Origin of the sequence: Christiangramia sabulilitoris (assembly GCF_007050985.1) — a bacterium.
Taxonomy (GTDB): Bacteria; Bacteroidota; Bacteroidia; order Flavobacteriales; family Flavobacteriaceae; genus Christiangramia; species Christiangramia sabulilitoris.
Genome location: NZ_VHSF01000003.1, coordinates 91,151 through 112,379 on the forward strand (window position 1 = coordinate 91,151; position 21,229 = coordinate 112,379).

25 protein-coding genes are annotated in these 21,229 nt (G+C 39.8%); 8 read left to right on the forward strand and 17 right to left on the reverse strand.

Going from position 1 to position 21,229, the window contains the following annotated elements; translation table 11 throughout:
• Positions 1 to 25 precede the first annotated feature (25 nt).
• Positions 26 to 610 (forward strand): DUF2911 domain-containing protein, encoded by a 585-nt coding sequence (locus tag FGM01_RS10605; protein ID WP_143411149.1) that lies wholly within the window; start codon positions 26 to 28, stop codon positions 608 to 610.
• A 13-nt stretch (positions 611 to 623) separates the two neighbouring features.
• Here FGM01_RS10605 and FGM01_RS10610 read toward each other — a convergent pair whose 3' ends face one another.
• On the reverse strand, positions 624 to 1,049 hold the full coding sequence (locus tag FGM01_RS10610; protein WP_143411150.1) for an organic hydroperoxide resistance protein: 426 nt from the start codon (positions 1,047 to 1,049) through the stop codon (positions 624 to 626).
• Positions 1,050 to 1,152: 103 nt separating this feature from the next.
• Here FGM01_RS10610 and meaB point away from each other — a divergent pair, with 103 nt between their 5' ends.
• Positions 1,153 to 2,229 carry a methylmalonyl Co-A mutase-associated GTPase MeaB gene (gene meaB, locus FGM01_RS10615; RefSeq protein ID WP_143411151.1) on the forward strand — a complete coding sequence of 359 codons (1,077 nt, stop codon included), beginning with the start codon at positions 1,153 to 1,155 and terminating at the stop codon, positions 2,227 to 2,229.
• Here the strand turns inward: meaB and FGM01_RS10620 are convergent.
• From FGM01_RS10620 to FGM01_RS10640, 5 genes are all read right to left on the reverse strand, one after another.
• A complete protein-coding gene (locus tag FGM01_RS10620) occupies positions 2,215 to 2,796 on the reverse strand; it encodes a phosphatase PAP2 family protein (RefSeq protein ID WP_143411152.1) in 582 nt (193 codons plus the stop codon). The genes meaB and FGM01_RS10620 overlap by 15 nt on opposite strands.
• On the reverse strand, positions 2,797 to 3,027 hold the full coding sequence (locus tag FGM01_RS10625; protein WP_143411153.1) for a hypothetical protein: 231 nt from the start codon (positions 3,025 to 3,027) through the stop codon (positions 2,797 to 2,799).
• Positions 3,028 to 3,031: 4 nt separating this feature from the next.
• Positions 3,032 to 4,396 carry an MATE family efflux transporter gene (locus FGM01_RS10630; RefSeq protein ID WP_143411154.1) on the reverse strand — a complete coding sequence of 455 codons (1,365 nt, stop codon included), beginning with the start codon at positions 4,394 to 4,396 and terminating at the stop codon, positions 3,032 to 3,034.
• Positions 4,397 to 4,480: 84 nt separating this feature from the next.
• The gene (locus tag FGM01_RS10635; RefSeq protein WP_143411155.1) at positions 4,481 to 5,902 is read right to left on the reverse strand and encodes a M20/M25/M40 family metallo-hydrolase; all 1,422 of its coding nucleotides are present in this window, start codon (positions 5,900 to 5,902) and stop codon (positions 4,481 to 4,483) included.
• Positions 5,903 to 5,960: 58 nt separating this feature from the next.
• On the reverse strand, positions 5,961 to 6,845 hold the full coding sequence (locus tag FGM01_RS10640) for a PPK2 family polyphosphate kinase (RefSeq protein WP_143411156.1): 885 nt from the start codon (positions 6,843 to 6,845) through the stop codon (positions 5,961 to 5,963).
• Positions 6,846 to 6,923: 78 nt separating this feature from the next.
• On the opposite strand from FGM01_RS10640, the gene FGM01_RS10645 reads away from it, so the two are divergent.
• Positions 6,924 to 7,529 (forward strand): hypothetical protein, encoded by a 606-nt coding sequence (locus FGM01_RS10645; protein WP_143411157.1) that lies wholly within the window; start codon positions 6,924 to 6,926, stop codon positions 7,527 to 7,529.
• Here FGM01_RS10645 and FGM01_RS10650 read toward each other — a convergent pair.
• The 7 genes from FGM01_RS10650 to FGM01_RS10680 form a co-directional block, all read right to left on the reverse strand.
• Positions 7,526 to 8,692, reverse strand: coding sequence for a sigma-54-dependent transcriptional regulator (locus FGM01_RS10650; protein WP_143411158.1), 1,167 nt, complete (start codon positions 8,690 to 8,692; stop codon positions 7,526 to 7,528). The genes FGM01_RS10645 and FGM01_RS10650 overlap by 4 nt on opposite strands.
• Positions 8,693 to 9,595 carry a DUF6268 family outer membrane beta-barrel protein gene (locus FGM01_RS10655; protein WP_341478033.1) on the reverse strand — a complete coding sequence of 301 codons (903 nt, stop codon included), beginning with the start codon at positions 9,593 to 9,595 and terminating at the stop codon, positions 8,693 to 8,695. It lies immediately after the preceding gene.
• Entirely contained in the window at positions 9,582 to 10,517 is a 936-nt protein-coding gene (locus FGM01_RS10660; RefSeq protein ID WP_143411159.1) for a mechanosensitive ion channel family protein, read from the reverse strand. The genes FGM01_RS10655 and FGM01_RS10660 overlap by 14 nt, the downstream gene beginning before the upstream one ends.
• Before the next feature lie 2 nt (positions 10,518 to 10,519).
• Positions 10,520 to 11,815: an ABC transporter permease gene (locus FGM01_RS10665; RefSeq protein ID WP_143411160.1), complete on the reverse strand. Its 1,296-nt coding sequence runs from the start codon at positions 11,813 to 11,815 to the stop codon at positions 10,520 to 10,522.
• Positions 11,808 to 12,737 (reverse strand): ABC transporter ATP-binding protein, encoded by a 930-nt coding sequence (locus FGM01_RS10670; RefSeq protein ID WP_143411161.1) that lies wholly within the window; start codon positions 12,735 to 12,737, stop codon positions 11,808 to 11,810. The genes FGM01_RS10665 and FGM01_RS10670 overlap by 8 nt, the downstream gene beginning before the upstream one ends.
• 210 nt (positions 12,738 to 12,947) lie before the next feature.
• Positions 12,948 to 14,066 carry a molecular chaperone DnaJ gene (gene dnaJ / locus FGM01_RS10675; RefSeq protein WP_143411162.1) on the reverse strand — a complete coding sequence of 373 codons (1,119 nt, stop codon included), beginning with the start codon at positions 14,064 to 14,066 and terminating at the stop codon, positions 12,948 to 12,950.
• Positions 14,067 to 14,099: 33 nt separating this feature from the next.
• Positions 14,100 to 14,693 carry a nucleotide exchange factor GrpE gene (locus FGM01_RS10680; RefSeq protein ID WP_143411163.1) on the reverse strand — a complete coding sequence of 198 codons (594 nt, stop codon included), beginning with the start codon at positions 14,691 to 14,693 and terminating at the stop codon, positions 14,100 to 14,102.
• Between the two features lie 158 nt (positions 14,694 to 14,851).
• Here FGM01_RS10680 and FGM01_RS10685 point away from each other — a divergent pair, with 158 nt between their 5' ends.
• Complete coding sequence (locus FGM01_RS10685) at positions 14,852 to 15,520, forward strand: YceI family protein (RefSeq protein ID WP_143411164.1); 669 nt, start codon at positions 14,852 to 14,854, stop codon at positions 15,518 to 15,520.
• A 54-nt stretch (positions 15,521 to 15,574) separates the two neighbouring features.
• Here the strand turns inward: FGM01_RS10685 and FGM01_RS10690 are convergent, their stop codons facing one another.
• The 3 genes from FGM01_RS10690 to FGM01_RS10700 all read right to left on the reverse strand — a co-directional run bounded on the left by FGM01_RS10690 (position 15,575) and on the right by FGM01_RS10700 (position 17,739).
• A complete protein-coding gene (locus FGM01_RS10690) occupies positions 15,575 to 16,477 on the reverse strand; it encodes a TIGR01777 family oxidoreductase (protein ID WP_143411165.1) in 903 nt (300 codons plus the stop codon).
• A gap of 67 nt (positions 16,478 to 16,544) precedes the next feature.
• Positions 16,545 to 17,225 carry a tRNA (5-methylaminomethyl-2-thiouridine)(34)-methyltransferase MnmC2 gene (gene mnmC2 / locus FGM01_RS10695; protein ID WP_143411166.1) on the reverse strand — a complete coding sequence of 227 codons (681 nt, stop codon included), beginning with the start codon at positions 17,223 to 17,225 and terminating at the stop codon, positions 16,545 to 16,547.
• Between the two features lies 1 nt (position 17,226).
• On the reverse strand, positions 17,227 to 17,739 hold the full coding sequence (locus FGM01_RS10700) for a DUF4920 domain-containing protein (RefSeq protein ID WP_143411167.1): 513 nt from the start codon (positions 17,737 to 17,739) through the stop codon (positions 17,227 to 17,229).
• 98 nt (positions 17,740 to 17,837) lie between these two features.
• Here FGM01_RS10700 and FGM01_RS10705 point away from each other — a divergent pair, with 98 nt between their 5' ends.
• Positions 17,838 to 18,908, forward strand: a complete 1,071-nt coding sequence (locus FGM01_RS10705) for a branched-chain amino acid aminotransferase (protein WP_166435218.1) — start codon at positions 17,838 to 17,840, stop codon at positions 18,906 to 18,908.
• Positions 18,909 to 19,002: 94 nt separating this feature from the next.
• Here FGM01_RS10705 and FGM01_RS10710 read toward each other — a convergent pair whose 3' ends face one another.
• On the reverse strand, positions 19,003 to 19,389 hold the full coding sequence (locus tag FGM01_RS10710; protein WP_143411168.1) for a pyrophosphohydrolase domain-containing protein: 387 nt from the start codon (positions 19,387 to 19,389) through the stop codon (positions 19,003 to 19,005).
• A gap of 46 nt (positions 19,390 to 19,435) precedes the next feature.
• On the opposite strand from FGM01_RS10710, the gene FGM01_RS10715 reads away from it, so the two are divergent.
• The 3 genes from FGM01_RS10715 (at position 19,436) to crcB (ending at position 21,112) form a co-directional block, all read left to right on the forward strand.
• Entirely contained in the window at positions 19,436 to 19,624 is a 189-nt protein-coding gene (locus FGM01_RS10715; protein ID WP_143411169.1) for a hypothetical protein, read from the forward strand.
• 70 nt (positions 19,625 to 19,694) lie between these two features.
• Complete coding sequence (locus FGM01_RS10720; RefSeq protein WP_143411170.1) at positions 19,695 to 20,744, forward strand: SRPBCC family protein; 1,050 nt, start codon at positions 19,695 to 19,697, stop codon at positions 20,742 to 20,744.
• On the forward strand, positions 20,741 to 21,112 hold the full coding sequence (gene crcB, locus FGM01_RS10725) for a fluoride efflux transporter CrcB (protein WP_143411171.1): 372 nt from the start codon (positions 20,741 to 20,743) through the stop codon (positions 21,110 to 21,112). Before FGM01_RS10720 ends, crcB begins: the two co-directional genes overlap by 4 nt.
• Positions 21,113 to 21,229: the final 117 nt, after the last annotated feature.

A 21,229-nucleotide genomic window follows, 5' to 3' on the forward strand; every position in this document is an offset into this window, starting at 1 on the left:
TGAAAAGCAATTTCAAAAAAACATTATGAGCAGAAATACCAGGCTTATTTTGAAAATTGGAGGTATTATTATCTTTCTCGCATTGGTGATCGCCCTGATATTCAGATATACTACAAAAGCGCATAGCCCGGAGGATACGGTGGTATATACCAAAGAGGACCTGGAAATTGAAGTTTTTTATAACCGTCCCTATAAGCGAGATCGCGACATCTTTGGAAAACTTGTTCCTTATAATGAAGTGTGGAGGACCGGTGCAAATGAAGCAACTACCTTTGAAACGAATAAGGATTTACAGGTTGACGGAAGTCTCCTGAAAGCCGGAAAATATACGCTATGGACAATTCCTATGGAAAACAGCTGGAAAATAATGTTCAATTCAAAAATGTATCCCTGGGGAATAAATATGGACAAACAAGCCTACCGTGACCCTAGATTTGACGAGCTTGTGTTGGAAAGACCTGTTCAACAGACCGGGATGGTATATGAACAGTTCACTATTGCCTTCGAGGCATCTGGTGAGTTTATTTTTATGAGTCTGGCCTGGGATGATACTCTTATCAATATCCCAATAAAAGAAAAAGAGGCGCCTACTGGCACCTCTTTAGACTAGTGGTATATATACTTTACTCGTCTAAAAGCAAATTTAGAGTAACGTCTATATTATCCCTGGTAGCTCTTGAATAAGGACAGATTTCATGCGCCTCATTAACAAGTTTTTCTCCGGTTTCCACATCTACCTCAGGAATATAAGTATCCAGAATGGCAGATAACTGCAGGTTACCAGATTCAGTCTTACCCAGCTTGATTGTTGCGGTAACACTATAATCCCCAAGATCTACTTTATGCTTTTTTGCCACTACTTCCAGTGCGCTTCCATAACAGGAAGAATAACCGGCTGCAAATAACTGCTCAGGATTTGAATAATCTCCTCCTTCGCCGCCAAGTTCTTTCGGCATTCTTAATTCCATGTCTAAAACACCATCTTCACTGCGTGTATGACCATTACGACCGGCATGTGTAGTAACTTTAGTTTTATACAAATTCTTCATTGCGTGAAATAATTTAAGTAATTTAGTTTTTCTCAATATAGCATGCATTTGAGGATGCCTGAAACCGCAATTCATAAATTTGTCATAAATATTCAAGTTAACTTTGAGTAAAGACCAGCAAAAATCAGCCTTAAGCGAGTCTGGAAACAAACCTGCATCGGGAAACGTGAGCCCGGAATCTGCCAAAAAGATCAGAAATTTCAGGAAAAATAAATTTTCTGAACAAGACCTGCTGAAGGATCTGCTGAATGGGAATAAGACAGCCTTGAGCCGCGGAATAACGCTTATAGAAAGTAATCAACCAGCTCATAGGAATCAGGCAGAATTCCTGATTGAAGGTGCTTTGCCTTACGCGCACAAATCCATGAGAATTGGAATAACCGGTGTGCCGGGCGTGGGAAAGAGCACTTTTATAGAAAGCTTTGGCTCCTATCTTATCGAAAAAGGAAAAAAAGTAGCCGTGCTCGCGGTAGATCCAAGCAGCTCTGTTTCCCACGGAAGTATCCTGGGAGATAAAACCAGGATGGAAAATCTGGTGACCAAACCCAACGCTTTTATAAGACCTTCCCCCAGCGGTGATTCCCTGGGCGGAGTAGCCCGTAAAACGAGGGAAAGCATTCTTTTGTGTGAAGCCGCAGGATTTAATGTAATTCTAATTGAAACTGTGGGAGTGGGCCAGAGTGAAACTACGGTACATAGTATGACCGATTTTTTTCTGCTGCTAAAACTTGCCGGTGCCGGAGATGAACTTCAGGGAATTAAAAGGGGGATCGTGGAAATGGCTGACGCGATCGTGATCAATAAGGCCGACGGCGAAAATAGGAAAGCGGCACGGGATGCAAAACTTGAGTTCCGCAGAGCCCTGCAGCTATATCCTGCTAAGGAAAGCGAATGGAAACCGGAGGTGAAATTATGCAGTGCAATTTATAATGAAGGTGTGGAAGATATCTGGGAAATGATTTCAGATTTTAAGTCTAAGGTTGATGAGAATGGGTATTTTAAACATAACCGGCTGGAGCAAAATAAATTCTGGCTGTACCAAACCGTAAATGATCATTTAAAAAGCAGGTTCTATGAGAAACCAGAGATACGGGCTGCATTAAAGGAACAACTTGAACTAATCGAGAATAACAAAACCACTGCTTTCGCCGCGGCGAAATATTTATTAAGCCTCGCTTAGATCCTTTGGTAATAATCTTTTGCTGAGATATTTTCTCAACAGGTGAAATAAATAACCAAATACAGCTCCAATGGCCATCCCGGTTAAAACATCTCCCGGATAGTGCACTCCCAGGTATATCCTGCTGTAAGAAACGACCACCGCCCAGAATAGAAGAAAAACTAAAAGTTTGGGATAATGCTTTCTGAAGAGTAAACTTAAAAATACCGCAACCCCGGTAGAGTTTGCTGCGTGGGCAGAAAAATAACCAAACCTCCCGCACCTCTCAGCTACATAGCGGGCATATTCCATAACGCCTTCCTGCCGGCAGGGCCTTGGTCTTTCATAACCGTGTTTAAAAAGATTTGCCAACTGGTCTGTAGCGGTGATCAATAAGGCGACAACGAGCATCGTAATAAGAGTTGGTTTCCAGCCGAATTTCCTGAATATAAGATAGAGTAAAAGAGCATATAAAGGAATAGCCATCCATTTATCGCTGATGGCAATCCATAACCAGTCCCAGTTTTCCGTACCCAGGTTATTAAGAAATAAAAACAGCTCCCTGTCTAATTCGGCCAGTTTTTCCATTTAATCCTCCTCGTAACGATTTACCTCCCGGTCATAAAATTCGCTGGCCTGTAGAATAAGACCTTCAGTTTCGCTTGAAAGTTCTTTCTCATCTTCCTTATCAAAATCTTCCAGCCACTCTACTTCATCGTCTTTAAGATCAATGATAAATCTTGGGAATTCGGTATGAATTACATAAATAGATTCTGGATGATCTGTATTATCCCCTAATATAAATTTTGGAAGCTCCATATATTTAATTAATTAGTATTGATTCTTTAGTTCTGATTAATTTCCGGCTAAGATAATTGAACCGGAAATATAATAATAATGCCGAGGAGGTCAACCCTGCCAGCAGGCCAAGCCAAATTCCCATACTCCCCAATTTATCTGCCTGACCAAAATAATAACTTACCGGAAAACCAATGATCCAGTAAGAAATAAAACAGATCACGGTTGGGATCTTTACATCCTGCAGGCCACGCAATGCCCCCAGGATAACCACCTGAACACCGTCGCTTAACTGGAATAAAGCTGCGATAATAAGCAGTTGTGCCGCCAGTGAGATCACTTCTATATTGTCTATATAAAAAACCGGAAGTATATCTTTTAACAGGATAAAAAGAATAGCAAAGACCGCCTCGATTAGAAATACCAGCAAAAATATGGAGTATCCAATCCTTCTTAGTTCCCGGTATTGTTTTAAACCCACCTGGTTTCCCACTCTTATTGTGGCGGTTACACCAAGGCCTACGGCGATCATAAATGTCATGGAAGCAAGGTTAAGTGCTATCTGGTTTGCGGCCTGTGGATTGGTACCGAGGTTACCGGCTAGAAATACGGTAGCGGTAAAGATGGCCACTTCAAATAACATTTGTAAGGCCGTTGGCAATCCAAGGGAAAGCAACCTTTTAAAGATGGCCCATTTAAGCATTTCCTTTTTGGACCACTTGAAATATTCAGCAAACTTGGTTTTCCTTCTCAGGATTTCCCACACGAACCAAAGCATAAAAAATCGTGAAATAAGGGTTCCCCAGGCGGCACCTTCCAGTTCGAGTCTAGGAAAAATCCAGATCCCGTAAATAAGCAGGTAATTAAAAACAACATTTACCACGTTAGCCAGTAAAGTAGCATACATAGCATATCTGGTTTGGGAAAGCCCGTCGGCAAATTGTTTAAATGCCTGGAAGGCCATTAACGGCAGCATTGAAAGTGCAACGATGTTGAGATATGGAATAGCTAATTCCACTACTTCTGGCGGCTGATCCAAATAATACAGGATGGGTTTTGCCACCAGTAAAAGAATGAACAGCAGTAATCCATTGATCGTACTCAAAATAAGCCCGTGATGAAAGTAACTACGGCCGCCTTCGAGGTCATTCGCTCCATCGGCTTCTGCGATCAAAGGAGTTATGGCGAAGGAAAAACCAATTCCCATAGACATGGCGATAAATACAAGGGCATTTCCCAGGGAAACCGCAGCCAGTGGAGCTGCACCCAGCCTTCCTATCATCAGGTTGTCAACCAGGCCAACCATTACGTGACCTAACTGCCCCAGCATCACCGGGTAGGCGATGTTAAGATTTTTTCCGAATTCTCTGGTATAAGCCGAAAGTTGCAAAAACTATTTTTTTAAGTCTGCAAAGGTAGCCTCTTTAGATTTCTTTGAAAGGGATAAAATCTAAATTCTTCAGGTGAAGACTGCTTAATCGGCAAGTTCAGTATTGGTTTTACTAATATTATCCAGCCCGTATTTGTCCACAAGATACATAAGCGAGGTCATGGTAGCGGCTCCAAGCTCCAACTCCCTTTTATTCACTTTATCAAAAGTATCATTCGCCGCATGATGGTAATCAAAGTATCTCTGTGAATCAGGTCTCAACCCGGCCAGCACCATATCCCCTCCTTTTAATGGATTGATGTCTGCACCGCCACCACCTTTTTCAAAATAATGAATAAGGTATGGTTTAAATAAATTTTTCCAGGACAATATTTTCTTGAATTGAGCATCTGTGGCCGTAATTCCAAAACCTCTGGGGGTGAAACCTCCTGCATCACTTTCCAAGGCAAACACATGGTTTTCAGAATTAGACCTGGCAACCTCAGCATACTTGTTACCGCCTCTCAAACCGTTTTCTTCATTTATAAAAAGTACTACTCTAATGGTCCTTTTTGGCTGATAACCTATTTCTTTTATAAGTCTTAAAACCTCCAGTGATTGAACCACTCCCGCACCATCATCATGCGAACCATCTCCCAAATCCCATGAATCCAGGTGACCACCAACCACCATGATCTCCCCGGGATATTCAGAACCAGTTATTTCTCCAATTACATTATAAGACTCAACATCTTCATGTTGTTCACAATTCATTTTATAATAAAGCTCAAGATCGTTCTGTATCTTTAAAATTGAACTCAGGTATTCAGCATCATTTGTAGAAACCGCGGCTGCAGGTATTCTTTTGTCTTCTGGGAGATCACCGTAACTCATGGAACCGGTATGTGGAAAATCATCCAGTCTTAAATTCATTGATCGCACTATCACTCCAACTGCGCCATAATTTGCCGCTTCCCGGGCACCGGAATATCTTTGATCTACGCATCCTCCATAGGCTTCAAAGGTTTGAATAAGATCTGCCTGCATGGGCCGGTTAAAAAAAACGATCTTACCTTCTATATTTTCGCGTCCATATTCTTTGAGCTGTTCGATCCCTTCAACCTCCAGAACCCCGGCTTTAATTCCGCCTGCCGGAGTAGCAATAGAACCACCCAGGGCTGTAATATTTATATTCCTGGTTTCTCCCGGTCCTGTTTGTACATAAGCAAATTCTCTTTCTCCCCTGGTCCATTTAGGAACCATTACCGGCTGCAACCATACCTTATCAAGGCCTAGTTTCTCCAGCTCTGCTTTAGTATATTTAACCGCCTGCTCTGCACCATAAGAACCAGATAAGCGACTACCAATATCATTGGATAAATGATCCAGCCATTCATAGCTTTTACCATTTAATAGTGACATATCATAGATCTTCCTGATGTTAAGGGAATCGTCTGAAGAAGAGGTTTGTGCAGAAGCCATTATCCCTATACAAAAGAAGGTGACAGCTATATAAATTGATCTCATTAAAATTTCTTTTGGCGCTAAATAACAGCTATTTTTTTATTTATACGAATTGATCGTTTTAATTCTCCTCTTTTGTGAGTTGTTCACGATAATCGGCAATATTTTTTTTGATTTCCGGAGCCAGTTCAGGCTCCTGTATATCCTGATATCTGGTTAATTGATCGTGCAGTATTTTTGCTACGAGATACCGGGCCGTTGATTTATCATCTGCGGGAATGATATACCATGGAGCCTTTTCTGTAGAAGTTTTGTTGATAGCCTCCTGGTAGCATTCCTGATATTTATTCCAGAGTTTACGTTCCTCAAGATCTCTCGGGGAGAATTTCCAGTTCTTATTCGGTTTATCCAGCCTCCTGAGAAGACGCTGACGCTGTTCCTCTTTGGAAAGATGCAGGAAAAATTTAAATATTATCATTCCGTTATCGGCGATATGATCTTCAAACTGGCGTATATTTTCAAACCGCTGCTCCCAGAAATTGCTATTAATGTCTTCTTTCTTTTTAATTCCCGGCAGGTTTTCATTGAGAATATATTCCGGATGCACCCTGGTAACCAGGACATTTTCATAATGGGTTCGGTTAAAAACACCAAATTTCCCTCTTTCGGGAAGAGCTATATAGTGTCTCCAGAGAAAATCATGTTTTAATTCCTTTTCAGATGGAACCTTAAAACTATGCACAACTACTCCCCTACTATTAAAATCCTTAAATACTTCCCTGATAAGGCTGTCCTTTCCGGCCGTGTCCATACCCTGCAGGCAGATCAATACTGAACATTTACCATAAGCATAAAGGGTGTCCTGCCAATCACCAAGATCCTTACGAATCTTTTTGAGCTCTTTCTTAACTTTATCCTCGGGAACACCCAAGTCGATCCTGGTCTTTACTTTGGTAAGTTCAATCTTTGAAGTAACTCTAAATCCGGAGGTATCTATTTGCTTCATATTAAGTGTTTGTATAGTTAAATATACAATCTTTGTAAGAGTTAATTTTTTTTATATTCGCAACAAAATACAATCAGCTTGGAGACAATAGAAAGAAAAGATATCATTGATAAGGTTACCATTCTGCTTAAGGAGATTCCATCTTCCATGGATGTCGTAAAAAAAGGAGGTAATCGTGATGCCAGATTTAAATACCTGGCGACTCATATGGTTGATAAGGCTATTGCTAAAGATGCCCTTATAGTTTCTGAAAATGGACAGGGAATTGCGATCCTTTTTAAGACCAGCAAAAAAGATGATAATCTTTGGAAAGATCTATGGACCGAGCTAAAACTTGTGTTTAATGTCACCGGAGTTAAAAATGCTTTAAATATCTTAAAAACTCAGAAGTATATAAAAAATCAGCGGCCACAGGAAGGTGAATACCTCTACTGCTGGTTTTGGGGAATACTCAAGGAATATCGCGGGGCAGACACTCAGGTAGGAAAGGAAATGAAAGATGTATTCTTTAGAACGGCTCATGATACCGGCTTACCCTTATATGCAGAAACCCGCGGAAGAACGAATGCGGTCGTTTATCAACGGGTAGGTTTTGAACTTTTTCATGAATGGGACCATCCCAGTGGAGATACTATGTACTTTCTGAAATACGACCCTAAAAATCCGAGAAATTACAGGCCTTAAAACCTGCTGCCAAAAAGTTTTACATCATCCTCGGTGATCTCTTTACCACCCAGAATGAATAAGCGTTCTACCACATTACGCAGTTCCCTTACATTACCTCGCCATTCGCTGTTTTTGAGAACCTCAATTGCCTCGGGAGTAAATTCTTTTTTATGAGTACCCTGTTCTTTAGCGACTTTCTCACTAAAATAATCTACCAGTAACGGGATATCATCCTTGCGATCTTTTAGAGCCGGTACTTCTATCAGAATCACAGCTAAGCGGTGATAAAGATCCTCTCTGAAATTATTTTCTTCGATCTCTTTTTTGAGATCTTTATTGGTGGCGGCCACAACGCGAACGTCAACTTTGATATCCTTGTCACTACCTACCCTGGAAATTTTATTTTCCTGTAAAGCTCTCAAAACCTTAGCCTGAGCAGAGAGACTCATATCCCCGATCTCATCCAGAAAGATAGTTCCTTTATTAGCCGCTTCAAATTTACCCGCTCTGTCTTTATTGGCAGAAGTAAATGCTCCTTTAACATGCCCAAACAATTCACTTTCTATAAGTTCTGAAGGAATGGCAGCACAATTCACCTCGATCATAGGACCTTTGGAACGATCACTTTTCTGATGCAACCAGTGCGCCACCAGCTCTTTTCCGGTTCCATTGGGACCGGTAATAAGAACCCGTGCATCTGTATGCGCCACCTTTTCTATCATATCCTTGATATTATGGATAGCTTCAGACTCACCAACCATTTGGTAATTCTTACTTACCTTCTTTTTAAGCCTGGTATTTTCCACCACCAGCTCCTTACGATCCAGTGCGTTTCTTACAGTATTAAGCAGCCTGTTCAGGTCTGGTGGTTTCGAGATATAGTCAAAAGCACCGAGTTTCATGGTATTCACCGCTGTATCCAGATCGCCATGCCCCGAGATCATAACAACCGGAATTTCGGGCTTGATCTTTTTAACCGCTTCCAGAACTTCCACCCCGTCCATCTTCGGCATTTTAATATCACACAAGATCAGGTCAAAATCTTCATTCTTAACCAGTTCCATTCCGGCCAGACCGTCTTCTGCTTCGGCAACTTCATAGTCCTTACTCTCTTCGCTTAATATTTTATTCAGCACTCTTCTTATAGATGCTTCGTCTTCTATCAGTAATATTTTTGCCATTTAGAAAATTGTAAATTTTATTCCGCTTCTACCATAAAAGGTATTAGTCTCATTTATTTGTAAAACATCATCCATATTACCATCACGTAATCGGATATCATTTCTTATGGTGTGCCCTCCATAAATATAGAACTTGAGATGATCTGTAAGGCTATATTCATAACCTATACCACTGAGCACAATGGTCATTGAAATATTCTCGGCAATGTTATCATTACCTGCATTTGATGGGGTTGCATCAAAATTCTCTTGAATATTGGCGAAAAATCCATCCAGCGTTACAAAAGCCTGGATCTCATGTTTTGAGTTAAAATAATACTTTAAATTGGATTTAGGTGTCCCCAGTGCGAAAGACCATTTTTCATCCCAGCGCTTATAATAATTCACTATTGGCAGGGGAAACGGGAAACCGGCCGTAGTAGAATAGCGCAAACCGAGAATCCACCTAGTTGCATCATCGGTTAAAAGGTCTTCCCTGGTTTTGACGAATACGACCGTACCCGTATAAATAAGATCATCACTTATTACATCACCAGTAGAAAAATTAGATGCTATCTTTACTCCCGTTTCTGCACCGAACCGCCAGTGCTCCCCGATCTTAAAAGTATAACCCAGCGTAGCAGTAAATGATTGAAACCTATCCAGCTCACTGGTATCGAAGGCTTCAGGATCTTCATATTTAAAATTCACATTTCTGTATTCAAGACTGGGCACCAGGTAAGTTCCCTCTTTCTTCAGCTTTATAGGAAATGCCCCAATAGCCCGGGCACGCCTGAAGGAATTATCTGAATTTTTCTGAGGGAAATAGGTATACTCAAATCTAAACAGATCGGTCTGCTGGGCGGTCATACCCAGGCAACCAAAAATCACCAGGCTTATAAAAATTATTTTATGCTTCATCATCACTCTGCAGTTCATCTGTATCCTGAATTCCCCGGGGATAGAACATATGTACATCTCTTTGCGGGAAAGGAATGGTAATATTGTTCAACCTGAACTTGTTATTAACCTTGAACCTTAGTTCACTCTTTACTTTTGGATCCACAAAGCTATCTGAAACATAAAAATGTAAACCAAAAAGCAGAGCAGAATCTCCAAAATCTTCAAAAAGAACGAAAGGTTCCGGTTTTTTTAAAATCCCTTTTTGTTCCCGGGCACATTCCAGCAATACTTCTCTCACCTTTTCCACATCACTACCATAAGATACTCCAACCTTAACTGCTTCCCGGGTAGTTTTATGGTTCTGGGTGTAATTAAAAACGGTATCACTAATGAATTTATGATTTGGAATGATCATTACTTTGTCATCCCTGGTCAATGCCCTGGTAGTCCTGAGTTTTATTTCGAATACCCTGGCAACCCTTCCATCCATTTCGATCACATCTCCCACTAAAAGAGATTTATCCAGAATTATAAAGATACCTCCAATCACATCCTGAAATAATTCCTGTAAGGCGAGACCCAGACCAACAAACAACGCTGCCGAGGCTGTAAGAAGAATGGTTACATCTATCCCGGTAGAGCTAAGGGTAATCAGGATCACCACAACATACACAAAGTACTTGATGAATTTAAAGACAGAAATGAATTTCATTTTGTCCTCCTCCATCAGCTTAGAAGTAATAAATGATCTAACGATCCTTAAGACCACACTGGTTACTAAAAATGCCAGGATAATAAGAACCATCAGTCCTACCGTGATCTCTATTTCCTCTCCACCTATTGAATAGCTAAAACCGGCATTCCAGATCTCCTTTATAAGGCCCCAGATATCCTGCTCGATCACTTCAGTAACTTTCTCTTTAGTGGTTTGATCGTCCTGCATACCTAATATTTAAGCCATTTGTACAATTCCTTGTACGTAGGTTTTTTACCATACATTAAAATCCCTACTCTGTATATTTTAGCCGATATCCAAAGAACGGCAAAATTTGTCGCCAGTAGAAGTGTAAGTGAAATGGCAATTTCCCACCATGGTACTCCAAAAGGAATACGCATTAACATTACTATAGGCGAAGTAAGGGGGATCATTGAAAATATTGTAGAAACTGTCCCGTGTGGGTTTTCAACTACAGAAAAGAATCCAACGTATATACCTAATATTAAAGGCAGGATAATAGGAAACATGAATTGTTGGGTATCTGTCTCACTATCTACAGCTGCTCCTATTGCGGCATAAATCGCACTGTAAAGAAAATATCCTCCTAAAAAGTATACCACAAAGAAACTTATCAAAGTGGCATAAGGTAATTTAAGTATGTCTATAACAAGTTGATTGATCTCAGGCTGGGAAGCACCGTTTATGGCTGCTGTTGCCGGGGTCTGGGCGTTGGATGGGTCAATCCCTAAAAATGAAGACACTCCAAATAATAGGATACTCCCCAGAATGATCCAGACACTAAATTGGGTAATCCCGGCAAGAGAGGTTCCTAAAACTTTCCCCAGTAACAACTGAAAAGGTTTGACCGAGGACACAATGATCTCGATGATACGATTAGTTTTTTCCTCAATAACACTGCGCATCACCATGTTTCCATAGATAATTATGAACATCATTAGCAAGTAACCCGCAGCACCTCCAAAGAACATTTTAATATAATTAGACATTTTAGAACTCTGTTCGCCGGCGAAGTTCTGGATCTCCACACTCACATTTCTGCGTGCCTTGTCTATTTCTGATACATCTATGCCTTTGGCTATAAGCTGTTCACGGGTTAATTTATCTGAAATGGTTTTTTCAATATTCTCTATTGTTCCAAAACCGGGGGTATCCTTACCAAAGAATTCAACCGCGGGTTTCCCAAAATCCTTATCGACCTCAGAAATATGGATTAAGCCAAAATATTCATTTTCCAGCACTTCCTGCCGGGCAGACACCAGTGATTTATCTGAATAGTTGAGATATTGTACCTGTGCACCGTCCTTGAATTCTTCAGCGAAAAGTCCGCTTTCATCATGTATACCAATGATCTTTTGTTCTGTGCTGTTCAGCATGCTCAAATAGGCAATAAGCATGATCATACCCACAAAAATGAGCGGGCTTAAAAAGGTCATGACGATAAAGGTCCTGTTCCTGACCCTGGCCATATATTCCCGGTTGATGATTAGCCTGAGGTTACGCATTTTGAGTGACAGTTTTAATAAAAATATCGTTTACAGAAGGAATGACCTCGACAAAATGATTGATCGTGGCCCGGGGCAACAAAAATTGAATAAGATCATTAGAGTTTTCATGATCCTTTAATTTAATGCTCAACTTCAAATCCTCCTGGATACTCTTAAATTTTGCAGGACCGGTTTGAAACCTGTCTTTCAGCTCTTTTAGCAGTACCGGCTCGTTAATCGCATCCAGGCCAACTTCAAAAGTATTAGACTTATATTCTTTCTTTATCTCTGAAACTTTACCGTCCAGCAATTTATTGGACTTATGGATTAGGGCAATATAATCACATAACTCCTCAACACTTTCCATTCTATGGGTTGAAAATAATATGGTAGCACCTTCTTCCCTTAACTGAAGAATTTCATCTTTGATCAGGTTTGCATTCACAGGATCAAAACCACTAAAAGGTTCATCGAAGATCAGCAATTTTGGGCGGTGTAAAACGGTGATTACAAATTGTACTTTTTGAGCCATTCCTTTAGAAAGCTCCTGTATCTTTTTATCCCACCACTCTTCAATATTCAGCTTCTTAAACCAATAATTAAGTCTTTCTTTTGCTTCAGCTTTACTCAAACCCTTTAATCTCGCCAAATACAACGCCTGTTCTCCCACTTTCATGGATTTGTAAAGTCCGCGCTCTTCCGGAAGATAACCTATGTGAGCAATATCATCAGGGTGCAACGGTCTGCCATCAAGGTAAACCATTCCCTCATCTGGCATGGTGATTTGATTTATGATACGAAGAAGCGTGGTTTTACCGGCACCATTGGGACCAAGTAAACCAAAAATACTTTCTTTGGGAATATTTATTGAAACATTGTTGAGTGCAGTAAAATTTCCGAAGCGTTTGTAGATATTCTCCGCAACCAAAAGATTTTCCATATAGTCATTTGAGTAATGTTAAAGATATAGAAATACAGAGAGAGTTAAAGGGCATTAAGAAGATTTTATAAATTACAAAATGGTCCTAAAAACAAAACCCACCCTTAATAAAATTAAGGATGGGAAAAAAATTGCTATGAAAAAGAAAAATTATCACTAATAGACTTAGTGATACTCAAATATATAAATTTTTTCTTAAAACGGGTTTTTTTAAGAAAACATATCTTTTACTTTCTCAAAGAACGATTTATCGCTTTTCTCAGGATTTGGCTGGAAATTTTCATCTTCGGCCATTCTTTCAAAAAATTCTTTCTGCTCTCTGGACAGGGTTTTCGGAGTCCATACATTTACATGAACCAGTAAATCCCCTTTACCATAGCCGTTTATGTTGCTTATACCTTTTCCTCTTAATCTCAGAATTTTTCCAGACTGTACCCCTTCTTCGATCTTAATGCGAACTTTGCCGGTTACGGTATCGATCTCTCTGGATGATCCAAGAGCTGCCTCAGAATAACTTATGTAAAGATCATAATGTAGGTTATCCCCTTCTCTTTGTAAGCTCGGATGTTCCTTTTCTTCGATAGCAACCAATAAATCACCGGCAATACCATTACCAGGAGCATCATTTCCTTTACCAGAAACCTTCAATTGCATTCCGTCTTCAACTCCCGCTGGAATTTTTATCGAAACGGTTTCCTCTTTCAAAACAAGTCCCTGAGCATCTGAACCTTCCGGTTTTCTATCTATCATCTGGCCACTACCTCCGCAGGTAGTACAGGGAGATGCAGTTTGCATTCTACCAAGAATAGTATTCGTCACCCGGGTAACCTGACCTGATCCATTACAGGTACTACAGGTCTTATAAGTGGTCCCTGAAGCCTGAACTTTACGTTTTACCTTGATCTTTTTCTCGCATCCATTGGCGATCTCTTCAAGATTAAGGCTTACTCTGATTCTTAAATTGCTGCCTTTAGCACGACGCTGACCGCCGCCAAAGCCACCGCCAAAGCCTGAAAATCCGCCGCCGAAGCCACCGCCAAAGATATCACCGAACTGACTAAAAATGTCATCCATGTTCATACCTCCGCCGCCGCCGAAGCCACCACCTTCAAAGGCCTGGTGACCAAAACGATCATATTTGGCTCTTTTTTCCTGGTTTCCCAGAACTTCATAAGCTTCAGCAGATTTTTTAAACATATCTTCTGCCTTAGGATCTCCCGGATTCTTATCAGGATGATGCTTTAAAGCCATTTTTCTATATGCCTTCTTAATCTCTGCTGCCGAAGCGTCCTTGCTAACGCCTAATATTTCGTAATAATCTTCTTTCATGTTGGGTTTTTACAAATTTTGTAAAAGCGATTCTTATTTTCCTGTCACCACTTTTGGATATCGAATAATCCTTTCTCCTAACTTATATCCAGGCTCCACTACATCAACAATCTTGCCTTTAAGTTTATCTGAAGGTGCCGGCACCTGGGTTATCGCCTCGTGGATCTCTGAATCAAAATCACTTCCCTGTTCAACCTCCATTCTTTCCAAGCCTTTAGCCTTGAGGGTTTCCCTGAGTTTATTGTGAATAAGCTCTATTCCCTTCAGCAGGTTTTTATCGCCAGATTTTTGCAATTCGTTCATCGCCCTGTCAAAATCGTCCATGACGGGCAACATAGCTGTCATTACTTCCTGATTAGCTGTTTTAAACAGTTCCAATCTTTCTTTTGAGGTACGCCTTTTATAATTTTCAAATTCGGCGAAAAGTCTCAGAAACTTATCCTTTTCCTTCTGAAGATCCTCTTTTAACAGCTCTTCTTCGGTAAGCTCCTGTTCTTTTGTATCCACTTGCTCCTCTGTGTTTTCATCCTTTCCATCAACCTCATCGATAGCATTATCTATCGCTTCTTCCATCTGGTCTTTGATATCCTTATTAGTGTCTTTTATCTTATCTTCTTTTCGACTCATTACTTATAATTTTACTTACGTCCACAACAGGTCAAATTCACTGCCAATTCTTTAAAAATGTCAAAATGTCACAAGATTTATTTTAGGAAATATTTATGAAATGACGAATAATAAAGCTCATATTTTTGCGGCTAAACTTTTTAATTAATTATAATCAAATGAAAAGAATTTTTCTAAATGCATTTGTGATCGCGGGTCTTGGCCTGGCGGTAACCGGATGTAAGGACAATAATAATGAAGCAGAAGTTGCTGAAGAGAAAGAAGTAGCTACTGCTCAGGAAGAAGCGATGCTTTTTAATGTGAATACTTCAGAATCTGTGATCGAGTGGCAAGGTGAAAAACCTACCGGCACTCATACCGGAGTAATTAAGGTTGCTAATGGAAGCTTTAAAGCTAATGACAGTGTTATTGAAAGCGGAACTTTTGTAATCGACATGAAATCTATAGAGGTTACAGATCTTGAAGGTGATCAAAAAAGCAATCTTGAAGCTCACCTAAAAGGAACTGTGGAAGGACAGGAAGGTGATTTCTTCAATGTAAATGAATATCCTGAAGCTACTTTTGAAGTAACCGGAATTACCGAAGAAGCAGGACAGGCTATGTTACAGGGAAATCTTACTCTTAAAGGTGAGACTAAAAATATCGCTTTCCCGGTTAGTATTTCCAGAGAAGGAGAAACTATTAGCATTAAAAGTGAAGAATTTACTATAGACCGTACTAAATGGAATGTGAACTACGGTTCTAAATCTGTATTTGACGGACTGGGTGATAAATTCATCAATGACGATGTAGCTTTAAAAATAAACCTTACCGCAAGTAAGGCCTAGTTTGTATTTGAATTTTAAAAAAAGGCTGCTTTTTGGCAGCCTTTTTTTTTGCGATCAGGTAAGATCTCCCAAAGCGCGCGATAGATTTGTATATTCAAAATTATAACCTACCTCTTCTATTTTTTTACTACTTACCAATTGACTCGAAAGAACGATCTGGGACATTTCCCCCAGCAAAGTCTTTAAAGCAAATTTCGGGACATTAGGCAACCATACAGATTTCCCCATTTGCCGGGCCAGTTCATCGGTAAGCTCCTTATTGGTAACCGGATTTGGCGCAACAGCATTATAGGTGCCGGTAAGATCATTCTCTATGGCATACAGGAAGATACCGGCCAGGTCTTCAATATGTATCCACGACTGCCATTGTTTACCACTACCCAGAGCTGCGCCCATATTCATCGATATAGGTTTTTTGATTTTTTCCAGCATACCACCGTCTTCAGCCAGAACCAGACCAACTCTGATTTTGGCCACATCCAGGCCTAAATTTTCAAACTGATCTGCTGCATTCTCCCATTTTCTAACTACTTCGCCTACAAAATTATCAGCGATATCTGTATTATCTTCAAAGTATAATTTCTCCAGCGAGCTGGGATAGACTCCTATAGCGCTGGCAGAAATAAAATTTTCAACCTGCATAGGATCTTTCTTAAGAGTTTCAAACAGTAGCCCCGCCGTTTCGGTTCGGCTTTTGATAATTTTCCGTTTATAAGATTCAGACCATGGCTCAGCGATACTGGCACCGGCAAGATGAACTATCGTTTTCACTCCTTCCAGACAACCCTTTTCCAATTCTCCACGGTTGGGATCCCAATAAAAGCCCTGGTAACCTTCTTTCTTTTCTATCTTGGATTTACTAGTGGTGAGGTAATTCACTTTGATTCCTTTATCCCGGCATAACTCACTCAATTTTGAGCCAATAAGACCTGTTGCCCCTGTAATTAATACCCGCATAAGTTTTTCCTGTTAAGATACATAAGACATTATGGCAATGCTTGATTTTATAAGAGGTTTAACGAGTTTAACTCATTTTTTTAACAGCCCTTAACATTTCTCTTTTTCCTGGTGGGCCCGGCAACTTCTCCACCAGGAATCCGGTGGCCAGCATAGCCCTGCGTACACTACCTTTTGCAGCATAAGTTACGAGAACGCCATTATCTTTCAACGCCCGGTACATAATCGCGAATATCTCCTCTGTCCATAATTCGGGTTGAACCCGTGCCCCAAAGGCATCGAAATAGATGATATCATACAAATTATCATCAATTATCTCATCGAATTTCTTTTGCTGTTTGGTTAATTTAAAGGAAGGACTTATCTCACCGGCTTTTTCCCACGGTATATCATGGATCTTTTTAAAATATGTAGTTTTATCACCGGCTTCAGAAGCCTCAGGATAATTTAATTGTAATACTTCTTCTGAGGACACAGGATAAGCTTCTACTCCAGTATAATTGACTTTCAGGTCTGATTTTTCAGCTTCCAGAAAGCTTAGAAAAGCATTCAAACCTGTACCAAACCCAATCTCGAGAATGGAGACATTCAAGGTCTGGTTAAACTCCAGAAAGTAATGTAATCCCATTTTCAAAAATACATGCCGTGCTTCCTGCACCGCTCCGTGTTTGGAATGATACTGTTCGTCCCATTCAGGCAGGTGTATGGTAACCGAGCCATCACCGGTCTTTATAATCTTTCTTTCCAAACTATTTTTTTATTAGAACTCCATTAGCCAGAAAACCCATAGATATGGATGGTTCTGTTATTGCCTCTACTTCCCCGGCAGATTTCCCTGCATCCTGTGCAAAGTGCCTGCGATCTTCAACACTTGTTTCTTCTATAAATGCTATACCCTCTACGATTACCTCCTTACCAGCAATATCCTTCGGCACAAAAAAACCATAATTTTTAAATTTCACCATAGGGTCTTCATCTTCTCCGGGCAAAGCCAGGGTAATCCAACAACCTTTCATTTTACAAACGCTTAAAACCTCTGTACTAAATTTAGCGTTTACAGTATCCCCCGGCTTCAGGGACCGGTAAACTTCCTGCATCTCTTTAGCTGAAAGACTATTATCTGGCGAGATCTTTTCTCCATAACTCTCAAACTCATTCTGAGAGTTTTCCAGCTGAGCCAGATCATTATTTTGTTTTAAAGAATTTTCCTTGCAGGAGATAAGACTTAGAAATAGCAAACCAGTTAGTAGTAAAATTTTCATATATATAGGAATTATAAGGCCTTCAGCATCAAATTTACCAAAACTTTAGATTTTGATTCTGCTATTATTATGGTAAATTTGTGTCTAATCAAAAAATTATGAAAAATCTCACCTCGATGATAGATATACAAAGATCTCCCAACTCTAAGATAAACGATATAAATTTTGATAGTCTCGTGTTCGGGCAGGTCTTTACAGATCATATGATGGAGTGTGATTATAAAGATGGAGAGTGGCAAACGCCAAAAATTAAGCCATACGGCCCCCTGTCTCTGGAACCATCTGCGAGGGTTTTTCATTACGGGCAGGCGGTATTTGAAGGTATGAAGGCCTATAAAGACAAGGATGAGAAGATCTGGCTCTTTAGACCAGACCAGAACTTTGAAAGGATCAATAAATCCAGTAAGAGACTTGCAATTCCTGAATTTCCAAAAGAGTATTTTTTCAATGCTCTGGAAGAGCTTTTAAAAATTGATAAAGATTGGATCAAACAGGGATTTGGAAACAGTTTATATATAAGACCGTTCGTAATTGCTACCGAGGCCGGTGTTTCAGCCTCTGCTGCCAGGGAATATAAATTTATGATCATTTGTTCCCCCGCCCAGGCTTATTATAGCGGTGAGGTAAGAGTGAAGTTTTCAGAAAAATTTAGTCGTGCTGCAGATGGCGGAGTTGGTTTTGCCAAAGCTGCCGGTAATTACGGAGCACAGTTCTATCCTACAAACCTGGCCAAGGAAGAAGGCTTTCAGCAGATAATATGGACAGATGCTAATACACACGATTATCTTGAAGAAGCGGGTACTATGAATATTTTCTTCAGAATCGGGGATAAACTGGTAACCGCTCCTACCAACGATAGAATTCTTGACGGGGTTACCAGAAAAAGTGTCCTTACCCTGGCCGAAGAGTTTAATATAGAAACAGAGGTTCGCCGGGTTAGTGTTAATGAAATCGTTGAAGCTGCTGAAAAAGGAGAGCTTAAAGAAATGTTTGGATCAGGAACCGCAACGGTTATAAACCCCATCGCCGGTTTTGGCCATAAAGATCAAAAATTTGAACTGCCAAAGATCGAGGATTCATATGCAAAATTCTTTAAGGATAAATTGATGAAGATACAATATAACGAAGCCGAGGATAAATTTGGCTGGAGATATGAAGTAAAGCAGTAGTATTCAATTTAAGAAATATAGAAATCCCGGTCTGCACCGGGATTTTTTATTATAAATCAGCCTCTTAAAGATTTAATTTATCACAATAAACTGCCTAACTCTCGAGGATCTTTTCTATATCTGGTTTAAAATAATTGGGCCCCTTTAAAACTTTTCCATCCTCACGATAAATAGGTTTCCCATCTGCTCCAAGTTTACTCATATTACTGGACTGGATTTCATCAAATACTTCCTCGATCTTATGTTGCATACCATGCTCAATGATAGTACCGCAGAGTATATAGAGCATATCACCCAGAGCGTCGGCCACTTCTGCCAGATCATTACTATTCGCTGCTTCCAGGTATTCCTCATTCTCTTCTTTCATTAGATTAAACCTGAGCAAATTTTTTGCTTCCCCCAGGTTAGCGACCGGTTTTTCATTAATTCCAAGACCAAAAGCCGAATGAAATTCTTTTACCGCGGCAATTCTTTTCTTCATATTGTTTCAAGCATTAAAAAGTTAACTTTGCATAAAAATAGTCAAAATGTTTTCTAACGGACAGCTCATCTTCGCAGGTCTTTTTGTGATCGCTTTTATTATCATAATGATCTTCAGCTACAGGAAGGATATTAAATTACACCAGAAGTATTACAAAGGAAGTATATATGTATTGGTAGGTTTCATTGTATTTATCCTTATACTTTTCCTAATAAAATCCAGACTCAACCACTAGTCGCATAGGAATTAACTTACGCCCGATTTCTGAATTTACTTATATTAGCACTACCAAATTGTAATTAACCATGAAAATTTTCAAGTATCTACTTTTCCTTTTACTCATATTTATTATTGGCGCCTCAATATATATTGCCACCAAAGACGGCAAATTCCAGGTGGAAAAAAAGGAAATGATGGCTGCTCCCCAGGAAGTGATTTTCAATGAAGTAAACGATTTTACAACCTGGAAGAGCTGGGAACCATGGTCTCAGGAAGCTACAGATATGATCATTAACTATGGAGAAAAAACCAGTGGTGAAGGAGCTTCCTATTCGTGGAGCAGTGAAGAAATGGGTGAAGGCGAAATTGAAACAACCAAAGCCAATCCATTTACCAACCTGGAGCAAATCATCACTTTTAAAACTCCCTTTGGCGAATCTACCAGTGATATATACTGGGAATTTCAAAAAGAAGGCGATAGCACCCTGGTCACCTGGGGAATGAAAGGAGAGCAAAATTTTATGGAAAAAGCCGCCTTTTTATTTCAGGATGAAAGTCTTAATGATATGATGCAACCAATGTTCACAAAAGGCCTCAATAATCTCGAGGAAGTACTTCGCGAAAAAATGGATACCTATTCTGTGAATATAGCCGGGATTACCCAACATGGTGGTGGATATTATATGTATGTTACCACGGCAAGTAAAATAAGTCAGGTTTCAGAAAGGATGCCAAAGATGATCGATGAAGTGGATAACTATATGACCGAAAATAATATTGAACAGGTGGGTAACCCATTTGTACTATACAATCAGTGGAACGAAGAGGCGGGCACAGCCATTTATTCTTCAGGCTTCTTTACTCCCAGTGAGGTGATTGTTCCGGCAGAAAGTTCAGTTCTAACAGGTTTTATGCCTAACCAAAGAACCTTGAAAATCACACTTAAAGGCGACTATACCAATTTAAAAGAAGCATGGGATACTGCTTACGCCTATATTCAGGAAAACGGCCTGGTGGCAGACGTTGAAGCACAAGCTTTTGAGGTATATGCAACGGGGCCTAAAGACAATGCGAACCCGGCAAAATGGATCACCCATATCTATATTCCTCTAAAAAAGGAAACTCCTGTTAAATGATCAAGAATCTGATACTGGTATTTATAGGTGGAGGCCTGGGCAGCAGCCTAAGGTATATCATTACTAAATATCTGAATGCAGGGCACCTTCTCCCCTATGGGACAATTCTGGTAAATGTTGCCGGAAGCTTAATTCTGGGAATTTTATTAGGATGGGCCTTAAAGACAAATTCACTGAACAGTCCTGCAAATATCCTTTTAGGAATCGGTTTTTGTGGTGGCTTTACCACATTCTCCACTTTTTCATTTGAAAATTATTCACTTATCAAGTCAGGCGACTATTTAAGTTTCTCAGTTTATTTCTTCGGAAGTCTTATTTTAGGAATTCTAGCTATCCTCATCGGCATTATTATATCAAAATACCTATAAACAGATTTTTCAGAATATAGAATTCTGAAAAAACACTTATTTAAAATAAACACCCCTAATTTTTTAGGGGTGTTTGTTTTTTATATGATAAAAATAAACAATTAACCCTATTTATTA